The sequence below is a fragment of the Pantoea sp. PA1 genome (genome assembly GCF_056856975.1).
This window is the reverse complement of the sequence record NZ_JBXGEE010000004.1, coordinates 336533-352893: the sequence shown is the minus strand read 5'-3', so window position 1 is coordinate 352893 and position 16361 is coordinate 336533. Positions and strand designations below refer to the sequence as shown.

Annotated in this window: 16 protein-coding genes; 4 read left to right on the top strand and 12 right to left on the bottom strand. The window is 59.0% G+C overall.

Translation table 11 applies throughout. From position 1 onward, the window contains the following. Nucleotides 1-57: 57 nt before the first annotated feature. The 5 genes from garR to AC1V0D_RS17195 are packed head-to-tail and all read right to left on the bottom strand — an operon-like array spanning nucleotide 58 to nucleotide 5820. Entirely contained in the window at nucleotides 58-942 is an 885-nt protein-coding gene (garR, locus tag AC1V0D_RS17215; RefSeq protein WP_140029479.1) for a 2-hydroxy-3-oxopropionate reductase, read from the bottom strand. Nucleotides 943-960: 18 nt separating this feature from the next. Then, nucleotides 961-1731 (bottom strand): 2-dehydro-3-deoxyglucarate aldolase, encoded by a 771-nt coding sequence (gene garL / locus AC1V0D_RS17210; RefSeq protein ID WP_058958278.1) that lies wholly within the window; start codon nucleotides 1729-1731, stop codon nucleotides 961-963. Between the two features lie 42 nt (nucleotides 1732-1773). Next, on the bottom strand, nucleotides 1774-3105 hold the full coding sequence (gudD, locus tag AC1V0D_RS17205) for a glucarate dehydratase (RefSeq protein WP_009086980.1): 1332 nt from the start codon (nucleotides 3103-3105) through the stop codon (nucleotides 1774-1776). A 10-nt stretch (nucleotides 3106-3115) separates the two neighbouring features. Further along, nucleotides 3116-4462 carry an enolase C-terminal domain-like protein gene (locus AC1V0D_RS17200; RefSeq protein ID WP_482907806.1) on the bottom strand — a complete coding sequence of 449 codons (1347 nt, stop codon included), beginning with the start codon at nucleotides 4460-4462 and terminating at the stop codon, nucleotides 3116-3118. Beyond that, nucleotides 4459-5820: an MFS transporter gene (locus tag AC1V0D_RS17195; protein WP_482907805.1), complete on the bottom strand. Its 1362-nt coding sequence runs from the start codon at nucleotides 5818-5820 to the stop codon at nucleotides 4459-4461. The genes AC1V0D_RS17200 and AC1V0D_RS17195 overlap by 4 nt, the downstream gene beginning before the upstream one ends. Before the next feature lie 505 nt (nucleotides 5821-6325). Between AC1V0D_RS17195 and garD the strand changes: the two genes are divergently transcribed. After that, a complete protein-coding gene (gene garD / locus AC1V0D_RS17190; protein ID WP_482907804.1) occupies nucleotides 6326-7885 on the top strand; it encodes a galactarate dehydratase in 1560 nt (519 codons plus the stop codon). Between the two features lie 55 nt (nucleotides 7886-7940). Here garD and AC1V0D_RS17185 read toward each other — a convergent pair whose 3' ends face one another. The 4 genes from AC1V0D_RS17185 to syd form a co-directional block, all read right to left on the bottom strand. Further along, a complete protein-coding gene (locus tag AC1V0D_RS17185) occupies nucleotides 7941-8387 on the bottom strand; it encodes a flavodoxin (RefSeq protein ID WP_046102465.1) in 447 nt (148 codons plus the stop codon). Nucleotides 8388-8399: 12 nt separating this feature from the next. Then, nucleotides 8400-9179 (bottom strand): tRNA pseudouridine(65) synthase TruC, encoded by a 780-nt coding sequence (truC, locus tag AC1V0D_RS17180; RefSeq protein ID WP_482907803.1) that lies wholly within the window; start codon nucleotides 9177-9179, stop codon nucleotides 8400-8402. Beyond that, nucleotides 9179-9508 carry a YqcC family protein gene (locus tag AC1V0D_RS17175; protein ID WP_046102467.1) on the bottom strand — a complete coding sequence of 110 codons (330 nt, stop codon included), beginning with the start codon at nucleotides 9506-9508 and terminating at the stop codon, nucleotides 9179-9181. Before AC1V0D_RS17175 ends, truC begins: the two co-directional genes overlap by 1 nt. Before the next feature lie 588 nt (nucleotides 9509-10096). Further along, nucleotides 10097-10645, bottom strand: a complete 549-nt coding sequence (gene syd, locus AC1V0D_RS17170; RefSeq protein WP_154929332.1) for a SecY-interacting protein — start codon at nucleotides 10643-10645, stop codon at nucleotides 10097-10099. 62 nt (nucleotides 10646-10707) lie between these two features. On the opposite strand from syd, the gene queF reads away from it, so the two are divergent. From queF to xni, 3 genes are all read left to right on the top strand, one after another. Next, a complete protein-coding gene (queF, locus tag AC1V0D_RS17165) occupies nucleotides 10708-11553 on the top strand; it encodes an NADPH-dependent 7-cyano-7-deazaguanine reductase QueF (RefSeq protein ID WP_482907802.1) in 846 nt (281 codons plus the stop codon). A 169-nt stretch (nucleotides 11554-11722) separates the two neighbouring features. Then, complete coding sequence (gene ppnN / locus AC1V0D_RS17160) at nucleotides 11723-13087, top strand: nucleotide 5'-monophosphate nucleosidase PpnN (RefSeq protein WP_009086997.1); 1365 nt, start codon at nucleotides 11723-11725, stop codon at nucleotides 13085-13087. Between the two features lie 35 nt (nucleotides 13088-13122). Beyond that, entirely contained in the window at nucleotides 13123-13878 is a 756-nt protein-coding gene (xni, locus tag AC1V0D_RS17155; RefSeq protein ID WP_482907801.1) for a flap endonuclease Xni, read from the top strand. A gap of 24 nt (nucleotides 13879-13902) precedes the next feature. Here xni and rlmM read toward each other — a convergent pair whose 3' ends face one another. The 3 genes from rlmM to AC1V0D_RS17140 are packed head-to-tail and all read right to left on the bottom strand — an operon-like array spanning nucleotide 13903 to nucleotide 16359. After that, the gene (rlmM, locus tag AC1V0D_RS17150) at nucleotides 13903-15003 is read right to left on the bottom strand and encodes a 23S rRNA (cytidine(2498)-2'-O)-methyltransferase RlmM (protein ID WP_009086999.1); all 1101 of its coding nucleotides are present in this window, start codon (nucleotides 15001-15003) and stop codon (nucleotides 13903-13905) included. Beyond that, nucleotides 14996-15391: a DUF423 domain-containing protein gene (locus tag AC1V0D_RS17145; RefSeq protein ID WP_009087000.1), complete on the bottom strand. Its 396-nt coding sequence runs from the start codon at nucleotides 15389-15391 to the stop codon at nucleotides 14996-14998. The genes rlmM and AC1V0D_RS17145 overlap by 8 nt, the downstream gene beginning before the upstream one ends. A 50-nt stretch (nucleotides 15392-15441) precedes the next feature. Beyond that, nucleotides 15442-16359 (bottom strand): transcriptional regulator GcvA, encoded by a 918-nt coding sequence (locus AC1V0D_RS17140; RefSeq protein ID WP_046102471.1) that lies wholly within the window; start codon nucleotides 16357-16359, stop codon nucleotides 15442-15444. Between the last annotated feature and the right edge of the window lie 2 nt (nucleotides 16360-16361).

Here is a 16361-nt window from a genome sequence, read left to right as displayed (position 1 = left end):
TGAGTCATTGAAACGGCGCTGAACCCGGCCGGTTTCCGCGGAGACCGGCACCGGGATTTAGCGGGCGATTTCAACCTTCGCTAACTTCTCATAATAGCAGGCCAGCGCACTGTGGTCGGACGTTCCCTGGCCATCATTACGCAGCGCCTGCATCATCTCCATCACCGCCGCCGTCAGCGGCAGATGCGCGCCCAGCGTGTGCGAGGTATCCAGGGCGTTCGCCAGATCCTTGATATGCAGGTCGATGCGGAAGCCCGGTCTGAAGTTGCGATCCATCACCATCGGCGCTTTCGCCTCCAGCACCGTGCTGCCCGCCAGGCCGCCACGAATCGCCTGGAACACCAGCTCCGGACTGACCCCCGCTTTGGTCGCCAGCGACAGGGCTTCGGACATCGCCGCGATGTTCAGCGCCACAATTACCTGATTGGCCAGCTTGGTGACGTTGCCTGCGCCGATGTCACCGGTGTGCACTACCGATCCCGCCATCGCCTTCATGATGTCGTAACAGCGATCAAACACCGCTTTCTCTCCGCCGGCCATGACGGAAAGCGTGCCTTCAATCGCTTTCGGCTCCCCGCCGCTGACCGGGGCGTCCAGCATGCTGATCCCTTTCTCTGCCAGCGCATCGTGCACTTCCCGGCTCGCCAGCGGCGCAATCGAGCTCATGTCGATCACCACCAGGCCCGGCTTCGCGCCTTCGATAATGCCGCCCTCTCCCAGACAGACCGCTTTCACCTGCGGCGAGTTGGGCACCATGGTAATGACCACCTCGCACTGCTCAGCCACCTCTTTCGGCGAGGTTGCCACGGTCGCGCCCAGTTCAGCCAGTTCAGCTTCATTGCTGGCGTGGTGATCGCGCACCACCAGTGAATAGCCCGCTTTCAGCAGATTTTTGCTCATGGGTTTACCCATGATGCCCAGGCCAATAAATCCAATCTTCATTGCGTGTCTCCTTGCTGCTTAGCGCTTAAATTTGTCGCACAACGCCTGGGTGGCGCTGCGGAATACCCCGAGATCGCTGCCGACCGCCACAAAGGTGGCTCCCCACTCCAGATAACGACGGGCGTCCGCCTCCACCGGGGCCAGAATGCCCGCCGGCTTCCCGGCCGCTCTGGCACGGTCAAAAATGTGTTTAATCACGTCCAGCACCTCCGGGTGGGCGGGCTGGCCGAGGTAGCCCAGCGCCGCAGAGAGATCGCCCGGCCCGACGAAGATGCCGTCCACGCCGTCGACTGCGGCTATGGCGTCGATGTGGTCAACCGCCTGGCGGGTTTCGATCTGCACCAGCACGGTGATGTTGTCATTGATGCTCTGGTTGTAATCCGGCAGGGTGCCGTACATGTTGCTGCGATGGGAGACCGACACGCCGCGAATACCGGCGGGCGGATAGCGGGTTGAGGCGACCGCGCGCCGCGCCTCCTCTTCTGTCTCAACAAAGGGCACGAGGAAGTTGTTAAACCCGATATCCAGCAGGCGCTTGATGATCACCGGCTCGTTGCAGGGCGGTCGTACGACCGGCGCACTGTGGCTCCCTTTCAGCGCCATCAGCTGTGGCACAAACGTGGTGATATCGTTGGGCGCATGCTCCCCATCCAGCACCAGCCAGTCAAAACCGGCCAGCCCCAGGATTTCGGTAGAGATCGGACTGGCCAGCGCGCACCAGCTGCCAATCAGGGTTTCACCCGCTAACAGGCGACGACGAAATCCGTTGGGCCAGGCTGCATTACTCATGGTTGAACTCCTGTGACGACGGCTCCGCGTGAGCCAGAAAGATTAACGAACCAGGCACGGACGTTTGTTATCAAAAGTCCATCCAGGCACTAAGAATTGCATCGCTTCGGCATCGTCACGCGCGCCCAGCCCCTGCTTCTGATAGAGCGCGTGGGCCTGCATCACCTGATCCATATCCAGCTCGATACCGAGACCGGGCTTCTGCGGCACCTGCACCATGCCGCCTTTGATCAGGAACGGCTCTCTGGTGAGACGCTGATTCCCCTCCTGCCAGATCCAGTGGGTATCGATGGCGGTGATCGCGCCCGGTGCGGCCGCGGCAACGTGGGTAAACATCGCCAGCGAAATGTCAAAGTGATTATTAGAGTGGGAGCCCCAGGTCAGGCCGAAGTCGTGGCACATCTGTGCGACCCGCACCGAACCCTGCATCGTCCAGAAATGGGGGTCGGCCAGCGGAATGTCGACCGACTGCAGCGACAGGGTGTGTCCCATCTGTCGCCAGTCGGTGGCGATCATATTGGTGGCGGTAGGCATGCCGGTCGCGCGGCGGAACTCCGCCATCACTTCCCGCCCGGAGTAGCCCTGCTCCGCGCCACAGGGATCTTCTGCGTAGGCGAGCACGCCCTTGAGCTGTTTGCCGAGCAGGATCGCCTCATTGAGCGACCAGGCTCCATTGGGATCGAGGGTAATACGCGCCGTGGGAAAGCGTTTTGCCAGCGCCGTCACCGCTTCGGCCTCTTCGCCGCCGCGCAGCACGCCGCCTTTGAGTTTGAAGTCGTTAAAGCCATATTTTTCATAGGCGGCTTCCGCCAGGCGCACCACGGCCTCGGGGGTCAGCGCCTCTTCATGACGCAGGCGATACCAGTCGCACGGATCGTCCGGCTGGCTCTGATATGGCAGGGCGGTTTTTCTGCGGTCGCCGATATAGAAGAGGTAGCCGAGCATCTCCACGCGGTCGCGCTGTTGCCCGTCACCCAGCAGCGAGGCAACGTTAACGCCCAGGTGCTGACCCAGCAGATCCAGCAGTGCTGCCTCAATGCCGGTGACCACATGGATTGTGGTGCGCAGATCAAAGGTCTGGTTGCCGCGACCGGCCGCATCCCGATCGGCAAACGTCGTGCGCACCAGGCTGAGGGTATTTTTATATTCGCCCAGCGTTTTGCCGACCACCAGCGAGGCGGCATCTTCCAGCGTCTGACGAATTTTCTCCCCGCCGGGGATTTCACCGACACCGGTATGTCCGGCGTTATCTTTGATAATGACAATGTTGCGGGTGAAGAATGGCGAGTGCGCGCCGCTGAGATTCAGCAGCATACTGTCGTAGCCGGCAACCGGGATCACCTGCATGGCGGTCACTTTAGGTGTTGAACTCATCTCCTGCTCCTTATGCTGTTGCACGGCCAAATGCCGGGCGCTTGCGATCAAATGTCCAGCCGGGGATCAGATACTGCATCGCCGTGGCGTCGTTACGCGCACCGGCGGGCAGTGACTGATAGAGCTCACTGGCTTTGTGCACCTGGTCCCAGTCGAGCTCGATCCCCAGACCCGGCGCATCCGGCACGGCAATCTTTCCGTTGCGGATTTGCAGCGGGTTTTTCGTCAGGCGCTGATCGCCCTCCTGCCAGATCCAGTGGGTGTCAATCGCGGTCGGGTTACCTGGCGCGGCCGCACCGACATGGGTGAACATCGCCAGCGAAATATCGAAGTGATTATTGGAATGGCAGCCCCACGTCAGGCCCCACTCATCGCATAGCTGGGCGACCCGCACGGCCCCGCTCAGCGTCCAGAAGTGCGGGTCCGCCAGCGGGATGTCGACCGCGTTAACCATCACCGCGTGGTTCATCTCCCGCCAGTTGGTGGCGATCATATTGGTGGCGACCGGCAGGCCGGTCGCGCGCCGGAACTCGGCCATCACTTCACGTCCTGAATAGCCCTGCTCTGCCCCGCAGGGGTCTTCGGCGTAGCTCAGCACATCCTGCATCCCCTTACAGAGGGTGATAGCCTCATCCAGTCGCCATGCCCCGTTGGGGTCCACCGTGATGCGCGCGCCGGGAAAACGCTGCTTCAGCGCCACCGCCGTGGCGATCTCCTGCTCGCCCGGCAGCACGCCCCCTTTAAGTTTGAAATCTTTAAAGCCATAGCGATCTGCCGCCGCCTCCGCCAGCCGCACGACCGCTTCGCTGGTGAGCGCCTCCTGATGACGCAGGTGATACCAGTCGTGGCTGGCCTGCTCGCCACTCTGATAGGGCAGATCGGTTTTGCGGCGGTCACCGAGATAGAAGAGATAGCCCAGCACCGTGACTTCATCCCGCTGTTTGCCCGGCCCCAGCAGTTCCGCCACCGGCACGCCCAGACACTGTCCCAGCAGGTCGAGCAGCGCCGCTTCCAGCGCGGCCACGGCGTTGACCCGCAGCTCAAAGGTCCAGGCACCATTGCCAAAGGTGGTGAAGTCAGCCGACGCATTCCCTTTGTGCACCTGCTGCACCAGACGATTCATGCGGGCAATCTGCTGGCCTTCGACCTGCGGAATGGCCGCTACCAGGGTCTGATAGATGGTGTCGCCGCCGGGCGCTTCACCCACGCCGGTGTGTCCGGCGCTGTCGGTGAGCACCACGATATTGCGGGTAAAACAGGCGTTGTGCGCGCCGCCAATGTTGAGCAGCATACTGTCGTAACCGGCGACCGGGATAACCTGCATCGCTGTAATCACGGGTGAACTTTGCGTCGTCATGAGGCGTCCTTAACCGACCGGGTTTTCAGTTCAACACGTTTGATATCACCGGCGATCACCAGGAAGCTGAAGGCGGCGACGAAGGCATGGATACCGACATAGATCAGCGCACCCTCAAAGGAGCCGCTGGTGGCGATGATGTAGCCGATAGCGATGGGCGTCACGATGCCGGAGAAGTTGCCGAACATGTTGAACAGGCCGCCGCTCAGGCCACTGATCTCTTTGGGGGCGGTATCCGCCATCACTGCCCATCCCAGCGCGCCGATCCCTTTACCGAAGAACGCCAGCGCCATGAAGAAGACCACCAGCCACTCGGTGTCGGTGTAGTTACACATCACCATCGAGATAGAGAGCAACATGCCGAGCACAATCGGCGTTTTACGTGCAATATTCAGCGAGCCGGTTTTGCGCATCAGCCAGTCGGAGATCACCCCACCCAGCACCCCGCCGAGGAAGCCACACACCGCCGGCACCGAAGCGATAAAGCCCGCTTTGAGAATCGACATGCCGCGCGCCTGCACCAGATAGACCGGAAACCAGGTGATAAAAAAGTAGGTTAAGGCGTTAACACAATACTGGCCGAGGTAGATGCCGAGCATCATGCGGGAGGTCAGCAGCTGTTTAATCTGGAACCACTTTTCGCTCCAGCTCACCCTGCGGCTCTCCTTTTTGACATCCATATTGATCAGCGCCCCGCCCTGTTCCATATAGGCCAGTTCGGCTTTGTTTACGCCGGGGTGGTCGGTGGGATCGTGGATCACTTTCAGCCAGATGAAGCTCAGGATGATCCCCAGCCCGCCCATGAACCAGAAGACGTGTGCCCAGCCCACTTCCGACACCAGCCAGCCCATGATGGGCGCAAAGATCACCGTGGCGAAATATTGCGCTGAATTGAAGATCGCCACCGCGGTGCCACGCTCCTGCGCCGGAAACCAGGCGGCCACGATGCGACTGTTGCCAGGGAAAGAGGGGGCTTCAGCCAGCCCCACCAGGAAGCGCAGCAGAAAGAGTGACACGATGATGCCGAAGCCGCTGAAGATATCGACAAAGCCCTGCAGCAGGGTAAACAGCGACCAGGTAAAAATACTCCAGAAGTAGACGCGCTTTGAGCCAAAACGATCGAGCAGCCAGCCGCCTGGGATCTGACCAATCACGTACGCCCATGAGAAAGCAGAGAAGATGTAGCCCAGTCCGACCGAATCGAGGCCGATATCTTTGGACATCGCCGAACCGGCTATCGAAATGGTGGCGCGGTCGCCGTAGTTGAATGAGGTGACGATGAATAACATCACCACAATCCAGTAACGGGCGTTGGTGCGCTTCTGCACCGCTTCCGCAGTCTGGCTGAAACTATTCATGATGCACTCCTGAAATATAGCGTGAGCTACATTCGCTCTGACTGCATACACATCGCGTTGGGTATCAGAGAGAAGTTGGGTTAAACACGGCGATCTCTTTGGTTCAGGACGGGCTAATACGTCGTGACAGATAACCTGACTTTGGCTAACGGCGCTCAGTATAAAAACAGCCTGTGGCGAGCACATTGGCGTATCGCCCTGGAATAACGGCTGTTATGAAGTGATTGTCTGGCGGATGCACGAAACCCTGCGGCATGGCTCACGAAAGCGGTAAATAGCGCCGCAGAAACCGTGCCGGGTCGCCCTTTCCCCTCCGCTTTGTGAGGCGTTTCACTTGCTTCTGGAGAATCGACCCAAAACAGCGCGGCAGATCGGCGTAATAGTGGTCAGTTGCACAATGTGTGGCCTGCTTCCCCTCTTTATACTGAAGCTGGTTAATACACCGCAGGTAACAGGTCAGATTATGCGAGCCGGACAAGCCGGTGCGCCCGACAGGAGATGAGCGATGAACCCCACAACAGATGAACAGCCGCTCTGCATCAGAGTCCATGAGCATGACAACGTGGCGATTGTGGTCAACACGCTGGGTCTGCCCGCTGGCACGCAGTTTGCGGATGGCCTGACGCTGACGGAACATGTGCCGCAGGGGCATAAAGTCGCGCTGCAGGCGATTCACCAGGGAGGGGCGATCGTGCGTTATGGCGAAGTGATCGGTTATGCCGTGCGGGATATTGCCTGCGGCAGCTGGATCTATGAGTCACTGGTGGCGCTGCCGGAGGCACCGCCGCTGGCGAGCCTGCCGTTAGCCACCCAGGTCCCGCCCGACCTGCCGCCGCTGGAGGGCTACACCTTTGAGGGCTACCGCAATGCGGATGGCAGCGTGGGCACCCGTAACCTGCTCGGCATCACCACCAGCGTCCACTGTGTGGCGGGTGTGGTGGATCATGTGGTGCAGATCATCGAACGGGAGTTACTGCCGCGCTATCCGAATGTGGATGGCGTGGTCGCGCTGAATCACCTCTACGGCTGCGGCGTGGCAATCAACGCCCCTGCAGCGGTGGTGCCGATTCGCACGATTCACAACCTGGCGCTGAATGCGAATTTCGGCGGTGAAGTGATGGTCATCAGCCTCGGCTGCGAAAAGTTACAGCCGGAGCGTCTGCTGACCGGCACCCCCGACGTGCAGGCGATTTCGCTGGATGATGATGACATCGTGCGTTTGCAGGATGAAAAGCTGGTGGGGTTTGGTGCGATGGTAAAGGCGATTCTGCAGGTGGCAGAGCGTCATCTTCAGCGGCTGAATCAGCGTCAGCGCGAAACCTGTCCCGCCTCGGAACTGATTGTCGGCATGCAGTGCGGCGGCAGCGATGCGTTTTCCGGCGTGACGGCGAATCCGGCGGTGGGGTTCGCCTCGGATCTGCTGGTGCGCTGCGGGGCTACCGTGATGTTTTCTGAAGTCACGGAGGTGCGGGATGCCATTCATCTGCTGACGCCGCGGGTCATTAATGAGGAGGTCGGAAGGCGTTTACTTGAAGAGATGGCCTGGTATGACAATTACCTCGACCAGGGCAACACCGACCGCAGCGCCAATCCGTCACCGGGCAATAAAAAAGGGGGACTGGCGAACGTGGTGGAGAAAGCGCTCGGCTCCATCGCCAAATCGGGACGCAGCGCCATTGTGGAAGTGCTGTCCCCCGGTCAGCGCCCCACCCGCCGCGGACTGATCTACGCGGCAACGCCCGCCAGCGATTTTGTCTGCGGCACCCAGCAGCTCGCCTCCGGCATTACGCTGCAGGTCTTCACCACCGGTCGCGGCACCCCGTACGGGCTGGCGGCCATTCCGGTCATCAAGATGGCAACCCGTAACGCGCTGGCCGAGCGCTGGCACGATCTGATGGATATCAATGCCGGCACGATTGCCACCGGAGAAGAGAGTATTGAGCAGGTCGGCTGGCGGCTGTTTGCGTTGATTCTCGATATCGCCAGTGGCAGGAAGCAGACCTGGTCCGATCGCTGGGGCATCCGTAATCAGCTGGCGGTCTTTAATCCGGCACCGGTGACGTGAGCCGTGCCCGGCGTCTCCCTGCCGTCGGCTGGCAGAGAGAGCCCGGGCGAGGCGATCAGAGCAGCGCACCCCAGGCATCGACCCAGGGCGAGGTCACCGCTTCCGGTTCTGGATTTTCGGTGGCATCCACCAGCAGCACCTCACCGACCCGCTGTGCGCCCTGCTCCTGCAGCAGCGCATCAAAGGCTTTGCCCGCGCCACAGAAGTGGTCGTAACTGCTGTCGCCCAGCGCAATGACGCCATAGCGCAGCGCGGGCTGGTGCCCCAGCTGATCCTTTATCGCGTGGAACAGACCGGAAATGGTGTCAGGAAAATCGCCCTGACCGGTGGTTGAGGTGACGATTAGCGCCACATCACCAGCAAAGGCCTGCCAGTCCGCCAGCGTCGGGTCATCAAACAGGGTCACGCTGTGCCCCTGCTGCTGCAGAATCGGCTCGGCCTCTTCCGCCACCAGCAGCGCATTGCCATAAACCGTCCCCACAAAAATGCCAATCTTTGCCATCTGATCTCTCACTTATTCTGAAACGTTATCCTGTCCTGGCGCGGCGTCAAACTCAACCCGCGGCACCTCAGGAATGCAATCCTGCCAGCCAAACTGCGTCATCAGCCTCTGCCAGACGCTATCCAGCCCGGCGCGCAGCACCAGTGGCTCGCCGGTCACCGGGTGGGTCAGGGCCAGACTGCTGGCGTGTAGCATCAGCCGGTCCGCGCCAAAATGTTGCGCGGCGCCCCGGTTCTGACGCAGGTCGCCATGCGCCGAATCGCCAATAATCGGATGACGCAGGTGGGACATATGACGGCGCAGCTGATGTTTGCGACCGGTTTTAGGTGAGAGCTCAACCAGACTGTAGCGTGAGGTGGGGTAACGGCTGATGGCGACCGGCATCTCGACCGTGGCCAGCGACTGATAGTCGGTGACCGCGGGCTGTGCGGCGCGTGCTTCAGTGGCGTGCTTGTCCGCGATTTTGTCCCGCTCTTCAACCAGCGGATAGTCCAGCGTCCCGCTGCTCTCCAGCCAGCCACGCACCACGGCGTGATAGGTTTTCTGCATCTGATGCTGTTCAAACTGCTGAGAAAGCTGGCGGCCAACCTCACTCGAAAGGCCCATCAGCAGCACCCCGGAGGTTGGCTTGTCCAGACGATGGACGGTAAAGACATGCTGGCCGATCTGATCACGCACGGTCTGCATCACAAACACGGTTTCATGCCGATCCAGCCAGCTGCGATGCACCAGCCAGCCGCTGGGCTTGTTGACCGCAACCAGCCACGCATCCTGATAGAGTATCTCCAGCATCAGTGGGCCGCATCCCTGAGCAACGCATCCAGCTGACGCAGCGTGAGCAGCAGCGGCGCAATGCCGGGCTGGTCAGGCACCAGCGCAACCTCATAATAGGGCGCGACGGCAAAGTTTTGCGGCAGCGGATGACCGGCCGCCATCAGGGCGTGCATCCGCGGAATCAGCACCCACTGGAGCCATTGCAGCGGCTCAAGCGTATCGAGGCAGAAGGGTTCACGACTCTCCAGTGCCTCCACGGCAGGCGGCGTGCTCTGCCAGAGCTGGTACTCACGCATCACCGCTTCCAGCTGCTCCAGCCGCTGCGTAATCAATTGTTCAGGCGTCATGCGCCACCTCCGGCTAGCCGTCAAAAAATGGGCGGCAAGCATATCACTTGTTGGCACAGGCACAAAAAAAGGGAGCACTGTATAAACAGTGCTCCCGGTTCGTTTGCAGCCATCCTGCTACGTTAATGCTCCCTGCTCTTCCGTGACAACTTGTCCAGTGCGAACTCCTGTCGCGCATCGTCCTGATGATTCCTAAGCATCCTGGCCCGCCACCTCGTCCGAGGGGCTCCCGTTCTCCATCCTGGAGGTGTCCCTGACTCAATCCTGAGCGATCCTGTTTCATCCTGAAACCTTCCGTGTGCCGTAAGCTCCGTTACGTTCCTGCCTCATGGCTTATCATCATCCTGACGATATCTTTTTCCTGAGCATCCTGCAGTGGGAAATATTTTGACAGAACTCGTTACGCGCACAAGTGACTTACAGCTGAACTTTACAAAATGTGCGGCACAAATTCAGATAATCGCCATTAAGTTGATGATTCACAATATTTTTACATTGCAGCCTTCCGGATGGCTCAGATTTTATATAGCGATCTCTCACACCACGTGTAAGAGATATCTCACAAGCGAGGCGGCAAATCACTGCAATTCAGATGATAACCGGTTGTAATGACTTAAGAAACATCTCAAGATTTTCCGCAATAATCTGGCGCTGTTTACGGCCAGGCTGTTCCAGAATCACCTCGCCAGTCAGGTTAGAGAGGGAGACGATCTCCTCGTCTGACGCCGTCGTGGCGATAAACAGCGTCGGTGACTGTCGGAGGCGGCGCTGCATAACCAGATGCCCAATCAGGTTCTCCTGAAGCCGCAGGAAATCCTCTTCACTCCACACCTGCAACAGCGTCAGCTGATTCTCACCATGACGCGCCGACATGTCGCCGGCAAACTGGGTGGTATAGAAGGCGGTGACTGACGGCTGCAGCTGCAGATCCACGGCCCGCTCTACTCCATCCAGTGTCGGCGGCAGACTAAAAGGCTGCGGCTGCCAGATGACCTGCTCCTCGCGCTCCTCCAGCGCGCAGGGCGACGCGACGCCAGCGAGATCGCGGCTGGCCGGAGCATGACCCCTCTGCGCCAGCCAGTGCTGGCAGTAACGGGTGGTAAAGTCGCGCAATGCGGCGGCAGTTTGCTGCATCATTCATATTCTCACTTCTGATGGGTTACACTTAGCCACTTTGATGAATTCTGGTGGTAACCGCAATGACTACACACGAACAGGATCAGGCACTCAGCAACCTGACGCTGGGCAAGCCCACAGCCTATCACGATCGCTATGACAATGGCTTATTGCAGGCGGTGCCGCGCAGCCTGAACCGCGAACCTCTTGGCCTGTTTCCTGAAAGTCTGCCGTTTACCGGCGGCGATATCTGGACGCTGTATGAGCTCTCCTGGCTGAACAGCAAGGGGCTGCCGCAGGTTGCCGTGGGTGAAGTGGTGCTGGATGCGCATAGCCGCAACCTCATCGAGTCGAAAAGCTTCAAGCTCTATCTCAACAGCTTCAACCAGACCCGCTTTGCCGACTGGGGTGAGGTGCGTCAGACGCTGGAGCGCGATCTCCGCGCCTGTGCTGAAGGTGACGTGCGGGTGGCGCTGTTCCGTCTGAATGAAATCGAAGGACAGCCGATTGGTCATTTTGAGGGGACCTGCATTGATGAGCAGGATATCGCCATCGAGGATTATCGCTTCAACGCTGACTATCTGGCCGATGCCGCAGGCAGCGAAATCGTGGAAGAGACGCTGGTCAGCCATCTGCTCAAATCAAACTGCCTGATTACCCATCAGCCCGACTGGGGCTCGGTGATGATCCGCTACAAAGGCCCGCGCATTCACCGCGAAGCGCTGCTGCGTTATCTGGTCTCCTTCCGCCAGCACAACGAATTTCATGAACAGTGTGTCGAACGCATCTTTAACGATGTGATGCGATTCTGCCACCCGGAAGCGCTGACGGTCTATGCGCGCTACACGCGGCGCGGCGGGCTGGATATCAACCCATGGCGCACGAATGTGCCCTTCTCGCCCGGTTATTCGCGTCTGGTGCGTCAGTAGTTTGCGAGAGCTCTCGCAGGCTGCATGAAGGAAGCGCAGTTCCGCTTGAGCTGGGCGGGCCGACAAGGCTACTCTGGTGATGGCGGCAATCTGCGGGTTGCCGACCAGGGATTTTCGTCACTGCCGTTGCAGTGCCAACACGCACCCAGGCGGGTGTAAAGGAGTTCATTTGATTACCCATATCAGCCCCCTTGGCTCAATGGATCTGCTCTCGCAGCTGGAAGTCGATATGCTCAAGCGCACCGCCAGCAGCGACCTCTATCAGCTGTTCCGCAATTGCTCTCTGGCCGTGCTTAACTCTGGCAGCCAGACTGACAGCAGCCACGAACTGCTCTCCCGCTTTGAAAACTTCGACATCAACGTGCTGCGCCGTGAGCGTGGCGTCAAACTGGAGCTGATCAACCCACCGGAAGAGGCCTTTGTGGATGGCCGCATTATCCGGTCCCTGCAGGCGAACCTGTTTGCGGTACTGCGCGACATCCTGTTTGTCAGCGGCCAGCTCGCCATGCCGGGGCGCTTAACCGCGGGTGAAGAGAATGACTCCGCCACGATCACCAACACCGTTTTCTCCATTCTGCGTAATGCGCGGGCACTGCACATCGGTGAGTACCCCAACACCGTGGTCTGCTGGGGCGGTCACTCCATTAACGCGGTTGAATATCAGTATTGCCGCAATGTCGGCACACAGCTGGGCCTGCGTGAGCTGAATATCTGTACCGGCTGCGGACCCGGCGTCATGGAAGCCCCGATGAAAGGGGCCGCCGTCGGCCATGCGCAGCAGCGCTACCGTGACAGCCGCTTTATTGGTCTCACCGAACCCTCAATTATTGCGGCTGAACCGCCTAACCCGCTGGTCAATGAGCTGATCATCATGCCGGACATTGAGAAGCGTCTGGAAGCCTTTGTGCGTATTGCCCACGGCATTATCATTTTCCCGGGCGGGGTCGGCACCGCCGAAGAGCTGCTCTACCTGCTGGGCATCCTGATGAACCCGCAGAACAAGGACCAGGTGCTGCCGCTGATCCTGACCGGACCGGAAGAGAGTGCCGACTACTTCCGCGTGCTGGATGATTTCATTGTTAACACGCTGGGCGAGCAGGCGCGTAAGCATTATCAGATCATCATTAACGATGCAGCCGAAGTGGCGCGTCTGATGAAGAAAGCGATGCCGCAGGTCAAAGAGAATCGTCGCGAAACCGGCGATGCGTACAGTTTCAACTGGTCCATCCGCATCGAGCCCGATCTGCAGATCCCTTTCCTGCCGACCCATGAAAACATGGCAAACCTCAATCTCTACACCAACCAGCCTCCTGAAAAGCTGGCTGCTGACCTGCGCCGGGCCTTCTCAGGCATCGTAGCCGGTAACGTGAAAGAGATCGGGATCCGCGAAATCCGTGAGAAGGGACGTTACCGGCTGCATGGCGATGCCGACATCATGCACCGCATGGACGAGCTGCTGCAGGGCTTCGTTGCTCAGCAGCGTATGAAACTGCCCGGCACCGCCTACATCCCCTGCTACGAAATCATTAAATAAACCAGGAGGCAGCCCGTCGGGCTGCCCGGACTCTCATGGCTCTTCATCTTGTTATTGTTGATGCGCTGAACCTGATACGCCGTCTCCATGCGGTTCAGGGCTCTCCCTGTGTCGAAGGCTGCGTCGGCGCGCTGCGTCAGGTCTTAGGCCACACCCGCCCGACGCACGCCGTGGCCGTATTTGATGGCGACGCGCGTCATCAGGGCTGGCGTCATCAGCTGTTAGCTGATTACAAAAGCGGGCGTCCGCCGATGCCTGAGGATTTGCAGGCGGAGATGCCGGCGCTGCAGGAAGCTTTTCGTGCCGCCGGGGTAAGCTGCTGGATGGCGGGCGAGGATGAGGCAGATGATCTGGCGGCGACGCTGGCGGTCAAAATGGCCCAGGCTGGCCATCAGGCCACTATTGTCTCCACGGATAAAGGCTACTGCCAGTTGCTGGCCCCGGAAATCCGCATCCGCGATTACTTCCAGAAGCGCTGGCTCGACCAGCCCTTTATCGACGCCGAATTTGGCGTTCCCCCGCAGCGGTTGCCCGACTTCTGGGGATTGTGCGGGATCAGCAGCAGTAAGATCCCGGGTATCAGCGGTATCGGCCCGAAAAGCGCGAAACAGCTGCTCGCAGAGTTTCACACGCTGGAGGGGATCTATCAGCAACTCGATAAGGTGCCGGCTAAATGGCGGGAAAAGCTCGCGGAAGGACAGCAGATGGCTGAAATCAGCCGTCAGGTCGCGACGCTGAAACGGGATCTGCTGCTGGCAGGGAATCTGAACACGCTGCGTTATCGTGGCTGAGTGCCGCAACACTCAGCCCGGCGATTAACGTTCGTCGCGACGCCCCCCTGTGGCGGCCCAGATGCGACGGACATGCACCGTCACCTCTTCGCGATCGTGATAGAGCTGACGCGCCTGGATCTGAGCGTTAATGCCGTTCTCATTCAGCCTCTCCTGAAGCATCGCCAGATTCTGCGTTACCTCTTCATAACGCTTTTTCATCGGCAACTTGAGGTTGAAGATCGCTTCACGGCACCAGCCGTTGACCAGCCAGTCGGCCATCAGATTTGCCACGCGAACCGGTTTCTCCACCATGTCACACACCAGCCAGCTGATATTGGTGCGTGGCGGACGGAACTTAAAACCGTCCGCTTTTTCGTGCATCACCTGACCGGTTTCCATCAGGCTCGGGGCCATCGGACCGTTGTCGACCGCGTAAACCATCATGCTGCGTCTGACCAGCTGATAGGTCCAGCCGCCCGGACAGGCACCCAGATCGACCGCGTACATGCCGCTGGCTAAGCGCTCATCCCACTCATCGGCCGGAATAAAGACGTGAAACGCCTCTTCCAGCTTCAGGGTGGAGCGGCTTGGCGCATCCGATGGAAACTTAAGGCGCGGAATCCCCATGTAAAACGGCGAGCTGTTTTCCGGCAGGGAGTAGCCGACATAACAGGTGCCTGGCGCGATGAAGAAGACATGCACCACCGGCCGTTTCGGGCTTTCGTAGTTGAGCAGGATCTTACTCTCACGCAGGGCCGCGCGCAGCGGCACGGTAAACTTACGGCAGAATTTGGTCAGCTCTTTGGCTTCGTTGGTGTCCGGCACTTCAACACGCAGTTCGCCGCCCTTCTCAACAACGCCGGTCAGCATACCGACAATCGGCGTAATGCGATCCTCCTGCGGCAGGTCGCGCAGCAGTTCGCCCACGACCAGCATCTGCCGGGCAAAGATCAGCTCCTGGAACGGCAGTTCCCGCACCAGACGCTCAGCATCTTCAAACTGATAGCACTCAAAGAGCACATAGCCGGCATCCTCTTTAACTCGCGGAAAACCGTAAACTTCACGTTCTGCCGCTTTGGCGCTGATTTCCGCCGCGCACTCTTTTTCAAAACCGGGACGACAATAGAGTAAAACTTTATTCATGGCGTTCTGCCTTTCGTTTAAGACGCAGCGCGCCAATCAACATCAATACCCAACCGGCGAGGAAACAGATTCCGCCCACGGGGGTGATAAAAACCCAAAACTTCAGATGCGACAGCGCCAGACAGTAGAGGCTGCCGCTGAACAGCACGGTGCCGAGCGCCATCAGCGCACTGCTCCAGTAAAACCAGATATTGGCACGGCGCAACATCGCCGCCCCCAGGCCCATCACCGCGAGCGTATGATAAGCCTGATATTCCAGCCCGGTATGAATCCAGGCCATTTCAGCCGCGCCCAGCGACTGACGTAAAACGTGGGCACCAAATGCGCCAAAAGCCACCAGCAGAAAACCGCTGATAGCCGCAAAAACAAACATGGCACGACTGGACATTAACCGATCCTCAGGGTGCTTTTGCATCGTAATGCAAACAAATCAAGATGTTACTGTTGGTAACGAAAGCGGAATTTTTCTTGTTCGGTTGCGGCTTTTGCCAGGATCCACTGTCGGAAGGCCGCTATTTTACCCAGTTCTGCCTGACTGTCATGACAAACCAGATAAAAAGCATTTTTACTGACTAAGACGTCGTTAAACGGACAGATTAACCGCCCCGCTTCGATTTCGCTCTGCGCCATGACGTTATTTGCCAGCGCCACGCCCTGACCATGAATCGCCGCCTGCAGCACCATGGCGCTGTGGCTGAAGATCGGCCCCTGCTGCACATTAATATGCTGCAGGCCGAGCTGCCGGATATAGGATTGCCAGTCACGACGGGACGCGTCATGCAGCAGCGTAAAGCGCGACAGGTCCATCGGCGTTTTCAGCGGATTATCGCCGGTCATCAGCGACGGTGAACAGACCGGCAGCAGATATTCAGCATAGAGTTTTTCCACCCGCAGCCCCGGCCAGTTACCGCGTCCGTAAAAGATCGCCACGTCGACATCGTCGGCAAGTTTCTCTTCGTCGCGGTCTACAGCCTGGATGCGCACATCAATCCCCGGATAAGCCATATTAAAGCTGGAAAGACGGGGAACCAGCCACTGAATGGCAAAGCTCGGCAGTAAACTGACGGTCAGCGCCCCCTTGGCGCTGCGCGCCTGCAGCTTGCGGGTCGCTTCGTTTATCGCCGAGAAGATCTCTTTAATATCGAGGTAGTAGCTTTGTCCTTCTTCCGTCAGTAATAACGAACGATTCCTCCGTCTGAACAGCTTTAACCCGAGAAAATCTTCCAGAGACTTTATCTGATGGCTTACAGCTGCCTGGGTGACAAACAGCTCTTCAGCGGCTTTGGTAAAGCTGAGATGACGCGCAGCCGCGTCAAAAACACGCAGTGCATTGAGAGGAGGAAGGCGTTTCGACATGG

Bases quoted from the DNA above. Each gene is read 5' to 3' on its own strand.
- AC1V0D_RS17195 (WP_482907805.1), bottom strand. From the start codon at position 5,820: ATGAATAGTTTCAGCCAGACTGCGGAAGCGGTGCAGAAGCGCACCAAC.
- AC1V0D_RS17140 (WP_046102471.1), bottom strand. From the start codon at position 16,359: ATGTCGAAACGCCTTCCTCCTCTCAATGCACTGCGTGTTTTTGACGCG.
- truC (WP_482907803.1), bottom strand. From the start codon at position 9,179: ATGCTGGAGATACTCTATCAGGATGCGTGGCTGGTTGCGGTCAACAAG.
- garR (WP_140029479.1), bottom strand. From the start codon at position 942: ATGAAGATTGGATTTATTGGCCTGGGCATCATGGGTAAACCCATGAGC.
- AC1V0D_RS17200 (WP_482907806.1), bottom strand. From the start codon at position 4,462: ATGACGACGCAAAGTTCACCCGTGATTACAGCGATGCAGGTTATCCCG.
- rlmM (WP_009086999.1), bottom strand. From the start codon at position 15,003: ATGAATAAAGTTTTACTCTATTGTCGTCCCGGTTTTGAAAAAGAGTGC.
- queF (WP_482907802.1), top strand. From the start codon at position 10,708: ATGACTACACACGAACAGGATCAGGCACTCAGCAACCTGACGCTGGGC.
- AC1V0D_RS17145 (WP_009087000.1), bottom strand. From the start codon at position 15,391: ATGTCCAGTCGTGCCATGTTTGTTTTTGCGGCTATCAGCGGTTTTCTG.
- xni (WP_482907801.1), top strand. From the start codon at position 13,123: ATGGCTCTTCATCTTGTTATTGTTGATGCGCTGAACCTGATACGCCGT.
- garD (WP_482907804.1), top strand. From the start codon at position 6,326: ATGAACCCCACAACAGATGAACAGCCGCTCTGCATCAGAGTCCATGAG.
- AC1V0D_RS17185 (WP_046102465.1), bottom strand. From the start codon at position 8,387: ATGGCAAAGATTGGCATTTTTGTGGGGACGGTTTATGGCAATGCGCTG.
- garL (WP_058958278.1), bottom strand. From the start codon at position 1,731: ATGAGTAATGCAGCCTGGCCCAACGGATTTCGTCGTCGCCTGTTAGCG.
- gudD (WP_009086980.1), bottom strand. From the start codon at position 3,105: ATGAGTTCAACACCTAAAGTGACCGCCATGCAGGTGATCCCGGTTGCC.
- syd (WP_154929332.1), bottom strand. From the start codon at position 10,645: ATGATGCAGCAAACTGCCGCCGCATTGCGCGACTTTACCACCCGTTAC.
- AC1V0D_RS17175 (WP_046102467.1), bottom strand. From the start codon at position 9,508: ATGACGCCTGAACAATTGATTACGCAGCGGCTGGAGCAGCTGGAAGCG.